The following is a 16266-nucleotide window of genomic DNA, read 5'->3' as shown; positions in this document are numbered from 1 at the left end:
CCCTTTTCTGGGAGAGATTTTAAGAAGTGTGAAGATCTGAGATGGCAGACGGCAAGCATATCGGAAAATAGCTTGCGGGTATGCTCGTCATACTCTTTAAAAAATCGACTTGAGGATGGATATCCATGAGTGTTGTTACGAAATCGATTGTGAACGCGGACGCGGAGGCCCGCTACCTCAGCCCGGGGGAACTGGATCGGATCAAGTCCTTTGTCACCTCGGGCGAGAAGCGGTTGCGCATTGCTCAAGTCTTAACCGAGTCTCGTGAGCGCATCGTCAAACAAGCTGCCGACCAACTCTTCCAGAAGCGCCCCGACATTGTTTCTCCGGGGGGCAATGCCTACGGGGAAGAGATGACGGCGACTTGCCTGCGGGATATGGACTACTACCTGCGCCTGATCACTTACGGCATCATTGCCGGCGATGTCACCCCAATCGAAGAGATCGGCCTGGTGGGTGTTCGCGAGATGTACAACTCTTTGGGCACACCCATTCCGGCGGTGGCCGAGAGCATTCGTCAAATGAAGCAGGTGGCCATGGGTCTGCTCTCTCCTGACGATGCGGCTGAAGCCGGCTACTACTTCGACTTTGTGGTGGGGGCAATGAGCTAATCCCTCATTGTTTTTGCCGCACAACCCTTTGCTGTTCGTCGATTTGGATTTAGGAAGCTCATCATGCAAGACGCAATTACTGCTGTAATCAACAGCTACGATGTTCAAGGCAAGTATCTGGACAGCTCGGCCATGGAGAAGTTGAAAGCCTTCTTCGCCACAGGCGAGCTGCGGGTGCGGGCGGCTGCCACCATCGCGGCCAATGCCTCCACCATCGTCAAGGATGCTGCTGCCAAGGCGTTGCTGTACTCTGATCTCACCCGTCCTGGCGGCAACATGTACACCACCCGTCGCTATGCTGCCTGCATCCGCGACATGGACTACTACCTGCGCTACGCCACCTACGCCATGCTGGCCGGGGATCCCTCCATTCTGGACGAGCGGGTGCTGAACGGGCTCAAGGAGACCTACAATTCCCTGGGAGTGCCCATTGGGGCAACCATCCAGGCCATCCAAGCCATGAAAGAGGTAACTGCTGCTCTGGTGGGTGCTGAGGCCGGCAAGGAAATGGGGGTGTACTTCGATTACATCTGCTCTGGCCTGAGCTAACTCCCGGCGTCATTGCCTCAGGGGAGGTGCATTCTTCAACGAGCACGGCGGGCGATTTGCCACAGGGATCTGGTGTGCTAGCTGAAGTACGCGAGCTTTCTGGGGTGAGTCGCCTGTTTTGCTGGTCAAGATAGCCCATTTTGTTGTTGAGCGGGGATCCCATATCATGCGCATGTTCAAGATCACGGCCTGTGTGCCCAGCCAAACCCGAATTCGCACCCAGCGGGAGCTGCAAAATACCTACTTCACCAAGCTGGTGCCCTATGAGAACTGGTTTCGGGAACAGCAGCGCATCCAGAAATCGGGTGGCCGCATCCTGAAGGTGGAGCTGGCCACGGGTAAGCCCGGGATGGACGTAGGACTGCTGTAGTTCCCCTATTCGTTCGTTGCTTTCCCTCGGATACTGAGAAATAGCCCTCTGCAGATCCGGTATGCCCAGCTCTGGAAGCTCTGTTCTTGGGGTTGGGGTAGCGGGTCTGGCTATTTCGTGGGGGTAAGGACAGATGTCAACTGATGTGCCGACCCGGTTGGAGCCAATCATTGCCGCCCACAACCTGAGCAAAGTTTATCCAGTGGCCGTCAAGGATCCCGGAGTGGTTGGCACCCTGCGCCACTTTTTTCGCCGCACCTATCGCCACATCCCGGCGGTGCAGTCCGTGAGCTTTCAAGTTCAGCCGGGGGAGATGGTGGGATTTTTGGGGCCCAACGGGGCGGGCAAGACCACTACCCTCAAGATGTTGACTGGTTTGATCTATCCGTCCGGCGGCACGGTGCAGGTGGTCGGCCATGTGCCCTACCGCCGGGAGCCGGCGTTTTTGCGGCAGATCACCCTGGTGATGGGGCAGAAGCAGCAGCTCATTTGGGATCTGCCGGCAATGGACTCTTTGCGCATCAACGCTGCCGTTTACGAGATCCCTGAGAAGGAGTTTCGGGAGCGGGTGGGGGAGCTGGCGGAGCTGCTCGACCTAGAAAGCAAGCTGAAGCAACCAGTGCGCAAGCTTTCCTTGGGGGAGCGGATGAAGGCGGAGCTGTTGGCGGCTCTGTTGCACCGCCCGCAGATCTTGTTTTTGGACGAGCCCACCTTGGGGTTGGATGTCAACGCCCAGGCCGGCGTGCGGCAATTTCTGCGGGATTACAACCGCCGCTATGGAGCAACGGTGCTGTTGACCAGCCATTACATGGCCGATATTACTGCGCTGTGCCAACGGGTGCTGGTCATCAACGCGGGGCAGCTCATGTACGATGGCGACCTCGAGGCATTGCTGGAGCGCTTTGCCCCCTACCGAGAGGTGAGGTTGAAATTGGCTCGCCCTTGCCCTGTGGCTCAACTGCAGCTCTATGGAGAGGTGCGCACGGATGGAGAGGCCGGCGGCTGTGAGGCGCGGCTGTGGGTGCAGCGGGAGCAGCTCACCCAAACGGTGGCCAAGCTCTTGGCAGAGCTGGATGTGCTGGATCTAACGGTAACCGACCCGCCCATCGAGGAAGTGATCGGGCGGGTGTTTGCGGATGGGATCCCTTCGGCCAGCCCATAGGGTCATTTGCAACAGGGTTAGGTTGAGCGTGGGCTCCCTTCTTCCCCAAGAGGAGAGGGGCTGGGGGTGAGGGTCAGCAGCGAAGGATCCCAGCTTTGTTGGAAACGACTGGGATTCCCTAACCCTTCCCTCAGATCTTCTGGGCAGCAGCCTCGCGCTGGTCAGCCGTCGAGCGTGCCGCGTGCAGCGCAGAGTAGAGCTTGTTGAGGGCATTCATGTAGGCTTGGGCCGAAGCGACGATGATGTCGGTGTTGGCGGCATGGCCGGAAAAGATGCGGTCTTCGTGGCGCAGGCGGATGGTGACTTCCCCAATGGCGTCGATGCCAGCGGTAACCGATTGGACGGAAAACTCGATTAACTTGTTGGGGATATTGACAATGCGGTTGATGGCCTTGTACACCGCATCCACCGGGCCTGTGCCCACGGCAGCGTCCACCCGCTCTTCCCCTTCCGGGGTTACCAGGCGCACCGTGGCAGTGGGAGCCTCTCGATTGCCACACACCACTTGGACATGCTCCAGGCGGTAGAGTTCGGGCACCGGGCGAGTTTCGTCGTTAACAATCGCTTCCAGATCCAGGTCGGAGATTTCTTTTTTCTTGTCAGCCAGCTCTTTGAAGCGCAAGAAGGCCTTGTTCAGATCCTGCTCCGACAGCTCGAACCCCAGTTCTTTGAGGCGGGTGCGAAAGGCGTTGCGGCCCGAGTGCTTGCCCAACACCAAGGTGCTCGATTGCAGGCCGATGGTCTGGGCATCCATGATCTCATAGGTCTGGCGGTTCTTCAACATGCCGTCCTGGTGGATGCCAGATTCGTGGGCAAAGGCGTTGGAGCCGACGATAGCCTTGTTGGGCTGCACCAACATGCCAGTGAGGTTGGAGACGAGGCGCGAGGTGCGATAGATCTCCTGAGTTTTGATGTGGGTGAGGGGCTTCTCGGAGTCCACCGGCAGGCCGAAGTAGGGGTTGAAGTAGCTGCGCCGCACATGCAGGGCCATCACCAACTCTTCCAGGGCTGTGTTGCCGGCCCGCTCACCAATGCCGTTGACCGTCACTTCCACCTGACGGGCGCCCTGCTTAATCGCTTCCAAGAAGTTGGCCACCGAGACGCCCAGATCGTCGTGGCCGTGCACAGAAAGGATCGCTTGCTTGATGTTGGGCACGTTCTCGCGGATGCCCTTGATCAGTTGGCCGAACTCCTCCGGCATGACGTAGCCGACGGTATCGGGGATGTTGATGGTTTTGGCCCCCGCCCGAATGGCCGCCTCGATGACCTGGTATAGGAACTCTGGGTCAGAGCGGGTGGCATCCATCATGGAAAACTCCACATCCTCCACGAAGGACTTGGCGTAGGCCACCATCTCCTCGGCAATTTGCAGCACTTCGGCGCGGGTTTTGCGCAACTGATACTTCAGGTGAATGTCGGAGGTGGAGATGAAGGTGTGGATGCGGGGCTTGGCAGCGGGCTTTAGGGCTGCAGCGGCTGCCTCAATGTCCGGCTTGAGGGCGCGGGCCAGGCTGCAAATCACGGGGCCATCGGGCGTTCCCACCTGCTCGGCCACCTTCTGCACAGCCTCGAAGTCACCGGGGCTGGCATAGGCAAATCCCGCTTCGATGATATCGACGCCCAGCCGGGCCAACTGCCGGGCAATGGCCAGCTTTTCTTCGGTGTTGAGGGTGGCGCCGGGGCACTGCTCCCCGTCTCGCAGGGTGGTGTCGAAAATGAGTACATGATCCAAAGCTTGGCCATCAAACCCGGCGACCGCGGCAGCATCCATAACGGTTACTGGGATAACGAAACACTACCTCATTATTCTGACATTAACTGGGACATTAACTGGCAGGGGTTCTAGCCTTGTTTGGGGAAGATTTGGGTGGGCTCTGTTGAGACGTCATTGGGCTTGGGTCTTGCAACCTTTCCCCTGGGATCCCCAGCGGCGGCAGGAGATGGGGGAAGGCAGATCCCGAAGGCGCAGGCGAGCAGTTGTTCATACTCTTTCTCATCCCTGAGAGGGCGTTCCCAGCGGCCTTCTGGGGTGGTCTCGATCCACTTAAAAGAGCCATTGGCGCGGGCGGTGAGGGTGACCCGTCCGGTCGGAGTGGCCAGGGTGCAAAGGCGCAGCCGAGTAAACATCGATTCTGGCGAAGTTTGGTGAAAGTGGCACATCGGCTCGAACTCCTGCAGGGAGCGTGGGATCCGATCCAGAAGAAACAGAGTTTTCCAGGTGCGATCCGGCTGTTCCCGCTGAATGAGCCAATAACGGCAAGCAGTGGGATCCCCTGGCCAAGGGGTGAGGCGGTAGCGTCCTTCAGCCTGGGCTTGAATCCCGGGATCCCCCAGCCGCAACGGCTCGCGAAAGGCCTCCCCATACCCCACATCTGCCAGCCAGGCTGTATCGCCAATGTTCACCTGCACAGCCAAGTGGTCGCACTCAGGCCCAAAGCGGACATCGAACTCCGACCGGCTCACCTGTCCTGAGAGTAGGTGTACCGAAAACCCCATTCCCTGCAAGGCAGCGGCCAGCAGGCTGTTCAGCTCAAAGCAAAAGCCGCCCCGCCGCTCTCGGACGATTTTTTGGAACAAGAAATCCCGCTCCAGGCAAATGGCGCGACCCCGATGAATGTCCAGATTTTCAAACGGCACCCACAGCAGGTGGGCTCGGTGGATCTGGCGGAGGGTTTGCAGGGTGGGCTGGGTGGGGCCAACGTAGCCAATCCGATCCAAGTAGGCCCTGATTTGGGAGGGGGTCAGTGGCTCTAGCATCAGCACAGAAACCGGTTGGCTGCCAAGCAAGCTTTTGGCCTACCCTAGCCTTGCCCCGGATCCCCGGCCAGAGCCAGAAGAACAGTTCACTGGAATCTGAAAGACGGCATCTTTTCCCCGGAGCCGATTTTTCTGTGGCTGTAGGGATCCCTGATGAGTAGGAGATGGGCAGAGGATTCTGGTGGACGGCCAGGCCCAAGCTTGCCCAAGATAGTTTACAAGACCGTCCAAAGCAGGTGGGAGCGCTACCGATGGCTGCTGCCCAAAATTTGCCCTCCGATGAGCTTTTTCCCATCACGCTGAAGCTCTTTGCCGTCTATCAAGAAGTAATCGGACAAACCGAGATGCGCCTGCAGGTGAGCCCTGGTACCACCGTCGGGCAGCTGTGCGATCAACTGATCCAGCGCTACCCCAGCTTGGCTCCTTGGCGCTCCCAAACGCGCTTCGGTCTCAACCTCAATTTTGTAGCTGCCGACACTCCCCTATCGGCGGGAGACGAAGTCGTTCTGATCCCTCCGGTCAGCGGGGGCTGAAAAGGAGCAAAAGGAGAATGCTACGATAGCGGCAAGAAAAAAAGAAGGCGAAGCGTTACATGGCAGAATACACTCGGTCGATTTCCTTTTATGGGCGGGAAATTGACATCAATATTGGGCTGATGGCCCCCCAGGCAGGGTGTGGGGTTTGGCTGACTTCGGGCGAAACCTCGATTTTGGTTACCGCCACACGGCAGCCAGGCCGGCCTGGCGTTGATTTTATGCCCTTGTTGGTCGATTACGAAGAGCGCCTCTACGCAGCGGGGCGGATCCCAGGGGGATATCTGCGGCGAGAAGGCCGGCCACCGGAACGGGCCACTTTGATCTCTCGCTTAATAGACCGACCCATTCGTCCGTTGTTCCCGGAATGGCTGCGGGATGATGTGCAGGTGGTGGCCACCACCCTCTCGGTGGACGATACGGTGCCGCCCGATGTGTTGTGTATTTTGGGAGCCTCGTTGGCCATTCACGGTGCTCGCATCCCCTTCAACGGCCCCGTGGCGGCGGTGCGGGTGGGCTTGGTCAAGGATGAATTTATCCTCAACCCCACTTATGCCGAAATTGAGGCAGGCGATCTGGATTTGGTGGTGGCCGGCTGTGCCGATGGCGTGATCATGGTGGAAGCCGGGGCCAACCAACTGCCGGAAAAGGATGTGGTGGAGGCCATCGAGTTTGGTTTTGAGGCCATCCAGGAGCTGCTCAAAGCCCAACAGCAAGTCCTGGCGGATCTCAACATCACCCCGGTAGAGCTGCCCCCTCCCCCCAAAAACGAGGAGCTGATTGCCTTTGTAGAAGAGCAGGCTCAGGAGGGCATTCGCTCCATTCTCAGGCAGTTTTTGGACAAGACCAGCCGGGAACAGCAACTGGAGGAGCTCAAGGCCAAGCTGGAGGCCCAAATCCAGGAACGGCCAGAGGGGGATCCCTTGCGGCTCTATCTTCTGGAAAATCCCAAGGAGTTGGACAATCAGTTCAAGGCTCTGCTCAAGAAGCTGATGCGCCAGCAGATCCTGCAAGAGGGGGTGCGGGTGGATGGGCGCAAGCTGGACGAGGTGCGACCGGTCTCTTGCCGGGTGGGTTTGATCCCAAGGGTGCACGGCAGTGCCCTGTTCAATCGCGGCCTCACCCAAGTCCTTTCCATTACCACCCTCGGCACCCCCGGCGATGCCCAGGAGCTGGACGACTTGCACCCGGTGGATGAGAAGCGCTACATGCACCACTACAATTTTCCGGGCTTTTCAGTGGGAGAAACGCGGCCTTCACGCTCCCCGGGGCGGCGGGAGATTGGTCATGGGGCGCTGGCGGAGCGGGCCTTGGTGCCGGTGCTGCCCAAGGAAGAGGAGTTTCCCTATGTGGTGAGGGTGGTCTCGGAAGTGCTCTCCTCCAACGGCTCCACCTCGATGGGATCCGTCTGTGGCTCTACCCTTTCTCTGATGGATGCCGGGGTGCCGATCAAAGCGCCGGTCAGCGGGGTGGCCATGGGCCTTATTAAGGAGGGGGATGAGGTGCGCATCCTCACCGACATCCAGGGGATCGAGGACTTTCTGGGGGACATGGACTTCAAGGTGGCCGGTACGCGGGCGGGGATCACTGCTTTGCAAATGGACATGAAAATCACCGGCATCACCGTTGACGTGGTGGAGCAGGCCATTCGGCAAGCCAAGGCCGGGCGCGAGTTCATCCTCGACAAGATGCTGGAGACCATTGCCGCCCCTCGACCCCAGTTGGCCAAAACAGCTCCCCGTCTGCTCACGTTCAAGGTGGATCCGGAGGATATCGGCAAGATTATCGGCCCTGGCGGCAAGACGGTGCGCGGCATCACCGAAGCGACGGGGGCCAAGGTGGACATCAGCGACGATGGCACGATCACCGTGTCTTCCTCGGTGGGGGGGCAAGCCGAAGCCGCTCGGGAGATGATCGAAAATCTGGTGCGGCGGGTGGAAGAGGGGCAGGTGTATTTGGGCAAGGTGACCCGCATCATCCCCATCGGCGCTTTTGTGGAGTTTTTGCCCGGCAAAGAAGGCATGATCCACATTTCGCAACTGGCGGAGTACCGCGTCGGCAGGGTGGAAGACGAGGTGGCTGTGGAAGATGAGGTGGTGGTCAAGGTGCGCAGCATCGATCACAAAGGCCGTATCAACCTCACTCGCCTCGGCATTAGCCCTGAGGAAGCAGCGCGGGTGCGCAACCATCACCACTGAGGCTGCGGTTTTCCCCCAGCAACGGGGGCCTCGGCAGCTGCCAGAATGGCAACTAGCTCCGCGTCTGCAGTGCCGTTCGCGTCGGGGTTGCGGAGCACTTTGCAGTATGCCGGATTCTATCCCCCACTTGCTCGCTGGCCAAAGCCCTACTTCTCCGGCTCGACCATCCCCCTCCCGGCGGCGGCTGGGCTGGGCGTTGGCTTGGGGCTTGGGTTGGGCTGCTCTGCTTAACCTTTCTGCTCAGCATCCTTTGTTGGTGCGGATGGAGAGCGACGCCCAGGAGTGGCTGTACGCTTGGCGTGGCCCTCAGCAGCCTTCTCCCGAGGTGGTGATCGTCGGCATTGATGGTCGTATAGGACTCGATCGCGACAGCGGTGCGGAGCACGTTCCCGCTAACGGGAACAGCGGACAGGGGGAAAGCAATGGCCGCACCAGTGGTGCAGAGCACCTTGGCCAACATCAAGTTGACTTCCTTCTGGAACGGGCCAACTACGCCGGCCTGACGTTGCGTCTACTGGAAGAAGCTGAGGCCAGGGTGGTGGTGCTAAACCTGCCCAGCAGCTTTGTGGTACCTCAAAACCTGGGCAACGAGAACTTAGATGCCCCTCTACGTCAGGTGGTACAGCGCTACCCAGATCGCTTGGTCTTGGCCACCCGCAGCAGCGAGAGCTTTGGCCGCTCCGAGATTAACATCTACAACCATTTTCTGCCCTTCTCTTCTCTGCGGCTGGAGTACCTGGTGCCGCCAGAGCATGTGCAGGGGGTGGTGCAATATCGGGTGGATAGGGCCGGGATCCTGCGCCAGGCCCAGCTGCGGGGGCTCTACCTGCGCCGCGACAGCCAAGAGGAGCAGATGTTCGCCTCGGTCGAGGCTCTGGCTTTTGCCAAATACGACCCGGAGCGGGCCAGCCGCTGGTTTCGAGAACGGGGTTTGCAGCCGATTCAATTCAACCCCCTCGGCTCCCAGCACGGGATCCCCATCATCCCCATCGAACGGGTTTGCCCTCCAGCTGTTCTCCAGGCAGGATCCGGGTCTGTTGCCCCGATGATCAACCCCAGCCAAGCCTGCCGCGGCCAAGAAGGGATCCCTCCCCTTGACCCCGAAGTTGCCGACCAACTGCGGGACAAAATTGTCCTGGTGGGCTTTGTGGGCGGCTATCCAGAGACCTTCCCGGTGCGGACTGCGGATGGATCCCAGATTGCGGCGGTGGAGTTGCAGGCGCAAGTCCTCTCCAGCCTGCTCACCGGAGAGGTCTACCAATCTGTGCCAGAGGGGGTGGCGGCTGCGGTGGTTTTGCTGCTGGGAGTGGGAACGGGACTGCTTTTGGTGCTTTATCGTCCCCCCCTACGTTCGCGTCAGCGGTGCGGAGCACTTTTGAGCCATTGGGGCTGGAAGCAACAGCAGTTTCTCCTGCGACCCATGGTAGGGCTTGCCGTTTACGAAGGGTGGGCTGTGGCCCAGTTTCTGCTGTGGCGTTGGGTTTGGCCTCTCGTCTTGCCAGCCTTGGCCAGTGGGCTAACGGGGGTAAGCCTGCTGCTCACTTTGATCATTGTGGAGAATCAGGAGCGGCTCTTGGCCCAACAGCAGGAATTGGAGCGTCTGCGTCGGGCCGAACAGGAGGCAGCTATCGACCAAGCCCGCAAGTTGCTTTACCGGGTAGCCACCGACATTCACGATCGGGAGCTGCAGGAGTTGAAGGTGGTGATGGACGACTTGGAGAGCTTGCAATGGCAGCAGCAGCAAGGCAGGTCGCCCGACCCCGCCGTCTACGATCACCTGCTCGAACAACTGGAGAGGATCGGACGCGGGATCCGGAATCAGCTCAACGATGTGCGCACCCTAGCCGCCAAGCTGCGCATCTCCCCCAGCTTGCGAGAGGGGTTGCATCGCGGCATCGAGATCTATCTGGATGAACTGATCCAATCGGGCAGCCTAACGCTATCTGTAGAGCGGCAACTGCAACCGCTGCAGGAGCCCAACACCGGTGAGTGGTTTGATCAGCGAGAAGACATCTTGCGCTTTTTGCGGGAGGCCATCGGCAATGTCATCGCCCATGTACAACCCCCCAAAGGCAATGCTTCCTTTGTCAGAGTGTCGCTGGCCCAAACGGAGCGCCACTGCTGCCTTTCCGTGGTCAACGATGGTATCGAGTACGCTCCCGGCCTCAGCGGCGGCTACGGCAGCAAGGCCATGAACACCATCGCCCGCTATCTACCCAAGGGATCCTGGCATCGCACCCGCACCCCGGAAGGCCACACCCACGTCGAGCTGCACTGGGAGATGCCGCTCTGAAAAACCTACACAGCACTGAACAGAACAGATTTTTGCTCAGCGCTGTTGCTTTCTTCCTGCTTCAGCAACCCTTGACTAGCGGTAGGTTTTAGACCTACCACCCCGCCAGAGGAGTCTCCACAGGCGTTAGCTTGTCGGGGTGTGGGGTTAGCTAAGCCCCGCACTGTACCCGTAGCGTCAGTGTCGGGATACAGATACCCCCACATGGTGTATGGTGAGAGTAGTTGCACAAAACGGCTTTTGCCGGAATCTGGTGCAGCTACGCGGTGGGACATCCCGTGTCTGCTCGCAGAGGGTTCTTGCGTAGGCTCCCCAATGAAGCGAGAAGCCTACACTGTACCCGTAGGGTCAGTGATGGGAGTATGTCACTTCCCCCAGAGCTTGGGGTACATTTCAAACGGTAGCTGGGGTCTAGAAACATAAACCTAACCACCCGCTCCCTGCACACTCGCACAACTGCCTAGCGTTTGCACATCAGGTTGTAGAGAATTGTGCAACAAAGTGAGGACTCCGTCCCACTATCGCGAACAGTCAATCGGCGATTAGAGACAGCCCTCTTCCTAGGAAGCGTTCTTTGGCTTATCGGCCCAGGGATTGCAGCCAGCCGAGCAGGGTGGTACCGGACAGAGCTTCAAACAGGATCAGGGCAACAAAGCCGATCATTGCCAAACGCCCGTTCAAGCGCTCTGCATATTCGGTGAAGCCCACGCGGGGGGTGCTGTCCACATACATTTCCGGCTCGATGGCGTAGTTGTTCAGCCGACCACCTTCTTCGACGACAACGGAGCGATATCGGGTCATAGGGTTCTCCTTGTGCTTTCTTCACCAGCGTAGCTCGCTTTGCATAGGATTGTAAAGTTTTATTTACAACGTTGTTGACGCCCAATGTTCCGAGCTGCCGGGCAGAGTTCAACCAGGCCAGGAACAGCCTGTAAGCAGGGTTGTGGCTCTTGTCCCAGTACAGGGGAGCTGATAATAGCAAGGGGACTGGAGGACAACCATGTCGGTGCTGGAACAGTTAAATATGCTGCTGGATGGCCAGCCGGTGGCCAGCTTGGCGGTGCTGGAGCAGGGATCCCCGGCGGTGTCGTTGGTGCCTTTTGTGGTGCAGCGGGATCCCTTGCGCTTTGCCATTGTCATCAGCGATCTTTCTGGCCACACCCAGGCTTTGCGGGCAGATCCCCGTGCCAGCCTGCTCATCCACGAGCCGCCCACCCCAGGGGATCCCCGCAGTAACCATGCCCTGTCGCGGGTGATGGTGAGCGGAGAAGCCCAGTTTCTCAGCCGCGAGGAGGCGCAGGCGCAGGGGTTTGAAGCCCTCTACCGCGCCAAGTACGAGATTGCCGAGATGATCCTGGGCTTGGCGGATTTTCACTTCTGTCAGATCATCCCCAAAGCTGGCAGCTTCATCCAGGGGTTTGGCCAGGCATTCCGGCTGAGCGGCCCCAACCTGGATCGACTGGAGCACCTCGGTCGGGCGTAGGTACGAGGATTCCAAGGGCAGCCCATGCCATTCCCCAGCACGGGGAAGCTCCTGCTGCGCCACTTCCTAGCTCTCCTCTTGCAGGGGGGGTGAGGGGATCCCGGCGGAACGAACTCCTTTTTCAGGTTTTTTGGTGGGATCCCGGATCCAATCCAAAAGCAGCGGGTTGACCAGCTCGGGGGCTTCATCCTGGGGGCAATGGCCAACCCCCGGCAACGGGATGAACCCCACCACGCAAGGAAACTGTGCCAGGGCCCGCCCCAGAGCAATGGGTTCCCAGGGATCCGCTTCCCCCCACAAGATCAAGACGGGACAGGTGAGCTGAGGCAAGAGATCTTCAGCCAAAGGCCCCTGAGAGTAGCGCACAAAGGCCAAAAAGACCTCTGCCGCCCCCGGCTCCAAAGCGGGTTTGAGCAAAAGCTGGATCAGCTCCTCGGTAACCGCTTCTTTGCGCCCGTAGGCTTGGAGGAGGATATTGCGAATGGCCCTAGCCTGGGCCACCTGAGCAAAGAAGAAACGACCAAAGGGGGGCCACCCCAGCAGGGATTGCAGCAAAGGGGTAAACTGGCGGCGCAGCCAGGAGACCTGGCCCCGTTTCCGCTCGTGCAATAGCCGCAGCGAGGGATCCAACATCGCTACCCCTAAAACCTGGGCTGGATCCAGAACCGCCGCCTGCAAAGCCACAATGCAGCCAATCGAGTTGCCCACCAGATAGACTGGCTGGCCCACCACCTCTCGGACAAAGTCTGCCACCAGGGATCCCCAGGTCTCGAAGGTGTAGGGCAAAGGGGATCCCGGCAGAGGCTTGGCGGATCCCCCAAACCCCAACAAATCAATCGCATACACCTGACAGTGCTGCCCCAGCTCCGGCAAATTTTTCCGCCAATGGTCGCTGCTGGCCCCAAAGCCATGGATGAGCAACACGGCTGGGCCTGTGGATCCCGACTGTTGGTAGCGAATGGGCTGGTCACGCCAGAGCCAGCGATGCTCTGTGTTCGCGTTGGCGCTGCATGGCAACATGGGGGTGCAGTGTAGGTTTGAGTCAGCGTTGCGATCCTAACCGTTCGCGACAGCGGGACAAAGTCCTTGTGATCGGGGCAACTGAGAGTACTGGCGGAGGGTGGCCCCCTTCCACCCGTTGGCGCACTTGAATCGAGGAACAAGGATCGGCCTTCCTCTGAGTTGGGTGATCCCAAGGGGCACCACCAAGCGGCTACAACATCCCATCTCAAGCTTCCGGGAGAAAGTGGGGAATACTGGCAGTTGAGGGTTTTGCGGTGGGTCGGCTTTGGTTTGGCTAGTTGGCCTCAGCTTGTTTGGTAGCGCTTTTTGCCTCTTCTGGGGACAGTTGTTGGTGGGCAAGTTGCTGCTGCCGCTGTGGGGGGGATCCCCCCTGGTGTGGAATACCTGCCTGGCCTTTTTTCAGGCCACCCTGCTTTTGGGCTACCTGTGGGCAGACCGGCTGGGGCGCGGCCTCAATCCCAGGATGGGGGTGCTGATCCACGGGATCTTGCTGCTGGTCGGGCTGAGGCTTCTGCCCTTTCAGCTGGGGATCCCCGGCCAACCGGAAGGATGGTGGCCCCCTCTCGCTCTGTTGGCAAACTTGACTTTGGGAGCTGGGGTGCCGCTGTTTCTCCTGTCGGCGACGACGCCGTTGCTGCAACGGGGGTTGGCGGCAAGAGGGGTCGCGGGGCAACGGGAGGCTTTGGATCCCTATTTTCTCTATGTGGCCAGCAATGCCGGCAGCTTGGGCGGGCTGCTGGGGTACCCGCTGGTGTTGGAGCCTCGTCTGTCTTTGGCTTGGCAAACTCTCCTGTGGACGGGATCCTACGCGCTGGTGGCAGCCCTGGTGCTGCTAAGCGGGGTGGGTCTGCTGCTCAGTCGCAACAGCGTTGCGGAGCAACAAGAACGCGGGGCAGATTCCCAGGGATCCGGCGCTGCTCCGGGGGATTTGACTGTTTCCTGGCGAGAGCGTTGGCGCTGGGCGGGTCTGGCTTTTTTGCCGGCGGGCCTGTTGGTGGCGGTCACCACCTTGTTGACCACCGACGTGGCGGCAGTGCCCCTGTTGTGGGCCATTCCTCTGGGGATCTATCTGCTGACACTCATGCTGGCTTTCGGGGGGATCCACCCCAATAAGGGGGTTTTGGGAACGACAGCTCTTCTGGCCTGCGGGGCGGTGGGGACACAGGTCTTGGGCTGGGTGAGGCCGGGTTTTTTGCTTTTGCCGCTGCATCTGACCACCTTTGGGCTGGTGAGCTGGGGCTGCCACAGCCGGTTGGCTTGCCGTCGCCCGCCGGTGGAGCAGTTGACGCAGTTTTACCTGTGGCTGGCTTTGGGGGGGAGTTTGGGGGGAATGTTCTCTGCCCTCTTGGCACCGCAGGTGTTTGAGACGGTGCTGGAATATCCCCTGTTGCTGGGGATGTCGCTGGCCGTGCTAGGGGCGCAGGGGGGGCGGGTGGGCCTGTGGCTGGGGCTGGGGCTGCTCCTGCCTTTGCTGCTGTTGCACTTTCAACCGCAGGCGTTGCTGCAGGTGGGCGCTGGGGTGGGTTTGGCGTTGGGCTGGGCGGTGCTGGCGCTGTTGGTGTCAGGGGAGAGCCGTTCACAGCAGCAGAGCGGAGCCCCTGGCTGGCAGGCCAAGGTCGGTTGGGTGGGAGCAATGGCGGGGTTGGTTGTGCTGCTGGGGCAACCCTGGCTGCAGCCGGGACTGCAGGTGATCCACAGCGAGCGCAGCGCCTTCGGCCTCAACCGGATCGTGGAATACCAAACTGAGCAGGGATCCTTCCGCAGCCTTCTGCACGGCACCACTCTACACGGCAGCCAAAACTTGGACCCGGAAAAAGCGCTGGAGCCGCTGACCTATTTTTCTCGGTCTGGGCCGGTTGGGCAGGTGTTTGCGGCGTTCAGAGCCCAGACTGTGGATCCCACGCCCGCCATTGCGGTGTTGGGGCTGGGGATCGGCACGTTGGCCGCCTATGCCGAGCCAGGGGATGAGTGGACGTTTTTCGAGTTGGATCCCACCGTGGCCGATTGGGCGGGGCGCTATTTTTCCTATCTCCGGTGGGCCCAGACGCGGGCGCGGGTGCAGGTCATCCTCGGTGATGCCCGGCTCAGCCTCAAGGGGATCCCAGAGGGCAGCTATGACCTGATGGTGATGGACGCCTTCAGCTCTGACGCAGTGCCGGTGCATTTGCTCACGCAAGAGGCTTTGGCCCTCTACCTCAGCAAGCTCAAGCCCCACGGCTGGCTGCTCTTCAACATCACCAACCGCCACCTCGACCTGGCCCCGCTGTTGGCTGGCCTGGCCGGATCCCTGCAGCTCCACGCTTGGCACCAAGCCCATCGGGATCTCTCCCCTGAGCAACGACAGGCGGGGCTGGCCCCTTCCCACTGGGTGCTGTTATCGCTACGCGACGCTAAGGCTACGCCCATTGAGCGAACGGCGACCGTGTTAGCGGAGCGGAGTCCTTTGGCCAAAAACCCTAAAGCCATGCAGGAACCGGATCCCTGGCAGCCCCTTTTGCCCCAAGCCGGGGATCCCGTCTGGCGGGATGACTTTTCCAACCTGCTGCAGGTGATCCGCTGGCCTTGGATCCCTTTGCCGAGAGGTATCCAGATCCCCAGTTCTGGATAGGAATCCGGCTGTTATCGCTATGCAACGCTTCGGCGAATGCATTAGGGTTGGGGAGCAGAAAAGTTAAAGAAATCTTTACAACTCGGAGTTGGTATGAGTTATGATTGTTTGCAACGTAACTAATGTCTGCTCAGGAACCCGGCTCATGTCTCCTCTGCAAGCCCTTACTGTCGATCCTCAAACCACCATGGCTGAAGCCTCTGAGGCCCGTTTCGTGGCAATCGGGGGCAGCCTGCGGCCCAATTCCTTAACGTACCAGGCGCTGGAGGTGGCGCGGCGCGAGTTTGAGAAGTTGGGGACCCCGTTGCACATCCTCGATCTGCGGCAGATGAAGTTGCCCTTTGTGGATGGCTCGGAGTCCTATGCGGATTATCCCGATGTGGCAGTCCTACGAGCAACCATGAAGCGGGCGGATGGGATCATCCTAGCCAGCCCGGAGTACCACGGCGGCATCAGCGGCAGCCTGAAAAATGCACTGGATCTGTTGAGTTTTGAGCAACTGGAGGGTAAGGTCTTTGGGTTAATCAGCGTTTTGGGCGGCGAGAGCAACAGCAATACCCTGAACCAGATGCGCTTGATTGTGCGTTGGGTGCATGGCTGGGTGATCCCAGAGCAAATCGCCATCGGTCGGGCTTGGAACGCTTTTGACGAGCAAGGCAATCTCAAAGACGAGAAGCTA

The 16266-nt window shown here is 59.8% G+C and carries 14 protein-coding genes; 10 read left to right on the top strand and 4 right to left on the bottom strand.

All coding sequences use genetic code 11. The features are described 5' to 3' along the window. Positions 1-125 precede the first annotated feature (125 nt). From NW849_RS08735 to NW849_RS08720, 4 genes are all read left to right on the top strand, one after another. Positions 126-611, top strand: a complete 486-nt coding sequence (locus NW849_RS08735) for an allophycocyanin subunit alpha (RefSeq protein WP_011433053.1) — start codon at positions 126-128, stop codon at positions 609-611. A 63-nt stretch (positions 612-674) separates the two neighbouring features. After that, entirely contained in the window at positions 675-1160 is a 486-nt protein-coding gene (gene apcB, locus NW849_RS08730) for an allophycocyanin subunit beta (protein ID WP_011433054.1), read from the top strand. Between the two features lie 166 nt (positions 1161-1326). Further along, the gene (locus NW849_RS08725; protein ID WP_011433055.1) at positions 1327-1530 is read left to right on the top strand and encodes a phycobilisome linker polypeptide; all 204 of its coding nucleotides are present in this window, start codon (positions 1327-1329) and stop codon (positions 1528-1530) included. Positions 1531-1663: 133 nt separating this feature from the next. Further along, complete coding sequence (locus NW849_RS08720) at positions 1664-2692, top strand: ABC transporter ATP-binding protein (RefSeq protein WP_414357279.1); 1029 nt, start codon at positions 1664-1666, stop codon at positions 2690-2692. A gap of 130 nt (positions 2693-2822) precedes the next feature. On the opposite strand, the gene NW849_RS08715 is transcribed toward NW849_RS08720, so the two are convergent. Further along, the gene (locus tag NW849_RS08715; protein WP_414349687.1) at positions 2823-4463 is read right to left on the bottom strand and encodes a 2-isopropylmalate synthase; all 1641 of its coding nucleotides are present in this window, start codon (positions 4461-4463) and stop codon (positions 2823-2825) included. Between the two features lie 71 nt (positions 4464-4534). Further along, on the bottom strand, positions 4535-5449 hold the full coding sequence (locus NW849_RS08710; protein ID WP_414357277.1) for an arylamine N-acetyltransferase family protein: 915 nt from the start codon (positions 5447-5449) through the stop codon (positions 4535-4537). A 251-nt stretch (positions 5450-5700) separates the two neighbouring features. On the opposite strand from NW849_RS08710, the gene NW849_RS08705 reads away from it, so the two are divergent. The 3 genes from NW849_RS08705 (at position 5701) to NW849_RS08695 (ending at position 10473) form a co-directional block, all read left to right on the top strand. Further along, positions 5701-5982 carry a MoaD/ThiS family protein gene (locus NW849_RS08705; RefSeq protein ID WP_414357275.1) on the top strand — a complete coding sequence of 94 codons (282 nt, stop codon included), beginning with the start codon at positions 5701-5703 and terminating at the stop codon, positions 5980-5982. A 59-nt stretch (positions 5983-6041) separates the two neighbouring features. Then, positions 6042-8180, top strand: coding sequence for a polyribonucleotide nucleotidyltransferase (locus tag NW849_RS08700; RefSeq protein ID WP_414349690.1), 2139 nt, complete (start codon positions 6042-6044; stop codon positions 8178-8180). 106 nt (positions 8181-8286) lie between these two features. Further along, complete coding sequence (locus NW849_RS08695) at positions 8287-10473, top strand: CHASE2 domain-containing protein (protein WP_414357273.1); 2187 nt, start codon at positions 8287-8289, stop codon at positions 10471-10473. A gap of 579 nt (positions 10474-11052) precedes the next feature. On the opposite strand, the gene NW849_RS08690 is transcribed toward NW849_RS08695, so the two are convergent. Further along, positions 11053-11274, bottom strand: coding sequence for a high light inducible protein (locus NW849_RS08690; protein ID WP_414349692.1), 222 nt, complete (start codon positions 11272-11274; stop codon positions 11053-11055). A 199-nt stretch (positions 11275-11473) separates the two neighbouring features. On the opposite strand from NW849_RS08690, the gene NW849_RS08685 reads away from it, so the two are divergent. Beyond that, positions 11474-11956 (top strand): pyridoxamine 5'-phosphate oxidase family protein, encoded by a 483-nt coding sequence (locus NW849_RS08685; protein ID WP_414357271.1) that lies wholly within the window; start codon positions 11474-11476, stop codon positions 11954-11956. A gap of 66 nt (positions 11957-12022) precedes the next feature. Here the strand turns inward: NW849_RS08685 and NW849_RS08680 are convergent, their stop codons facing one another. After that, positions 12023-12976: an alpha/beta fold hydrolase gene (locus NW849_RS08680; RefSeq protein ID WP_414357269.1), complete on the bottom strand. Its 954-nt coding sequence runs from the start codon at positions 12974-12976 to the stop codon at positions 12023-12025. A 268-nt stretch (positions 12977-13244) separates the two neighbouring features. Between NW849_RS08680 and NW849_RS08675 the strand changes: the two genes are divergently transcribed. Further along, on the top strand, positions 13245-15587 hold the full coding sequence (locus tag NW849_RS08675) for a fused MFS/spermidine synthase (protein WP_414357267.1): 2343 nt from the start codon (positions 13245-13247) through the stop codon (positions 15585-15587). 145 nt (positions 15588-15732) lie between these two features. Beyond that, the coding region (locus NW849_RS08670) for an NADPH-dependent FMN reductase (protein ID WP_414357265.1) at positions 15733-16266 on the top strand (534 nt) is incomplete at its 3' end.

It is taken from the genome of Synechococcus sp. R55.3 (assembly GCF_047461975.1).
Lineage (GTDB): Bacteria > Cyanobacteriota > Cyanobacteriia > Thermostichales > Thermostichaceae > Thermostichus.
This window is presented reverse-complemented; position numbering and strand designations above follow the sequence as displayed.

Bases quoted from the DNA above. Each gene is read 5' to 3' on its own strand.
- NW849_RS08680 (WP_414357269.1), bottom strand. From the start codon at position 12,976: ATGTTGCCATGCAGCGCCAACGCGAACACAGAGCATCGCTGGCTCTGG.
- NW849_RS08715 (WP_414349687.1), bottom strand. From the start codon at position 4,463: ATGGATGCTGCCGCGGTCGCCGGGTTTGATGGCCAAGCTTTGGATCAT.
- NW849_RS08735 (WP_011433053.1), top strand. From the start codon at position 126: ATGAGTGTTGTTACGAAATCGATTGTGAACGCGGACGCGGAGGCCCGC.
- NW849_RS08690 (WP_414349692.1), bottom strand. From the start codon at position 11,274: ATGACCCGATATCGCTCCGTTGTCGTCGAAGAAGGTGGTCGGCTGAAC.
- NW849_RS08725 (WP_011433055.1), top strand. From the start codon at position 1,327: ATGCGCATGTTCAAGATCACGGCCTGTGTGCCCAGCCAAACCCGAATT.
- apcB (WP_011433054.1), top strand. From the start codon at position 675: ATGCAAGACGCAATTACTGCTGTAATCAACAGCTACGATGTTCAAGGC.
- NW849_RS08705 (WP_414357275.1), top strand. From the start codon at position 5,701: ATGGCTGCTGCCCAAAATTTGCCCTCCGATGAGCTTTTTCCCATCACG.
- NW849_RS08700 (WP_414349690.1), top strand. From the start codon at position 6,042: ATGGCAGAATACACTCGGTCGATTTCCTTTTATGGGCGGGAAATTGAC.
- NW849_RS08720 (WP_414357279.1), top strand. From the start codon at position 1,664: ATGTCAACTGATGTGCCGACCCGGTTGGAGCCAATCATTGCCGCCCAC.
- NW849_RS08695 (WP_414357273.1), top strand. From the start codon at position 8,287: ATGCCGGATTCTATCCCCCACTTGCTCGCTGGCCAAAGCCCTACTTCT.
- NW849_RS08710 (WP_414357277.1), bottom strand. From the start codon at position 5,449: ATGCTAGAGCCACTGACCCCCTCCCAAATCAGGGCCTACTTGGATCGG.
- NW849_RS08685 (WP_414357271.1), top strand. From the start codon at position 11,474: ATGTCGGTGCTGGAACAGTTAAATATGCTGCTGGATGGCCAGCCGGTG.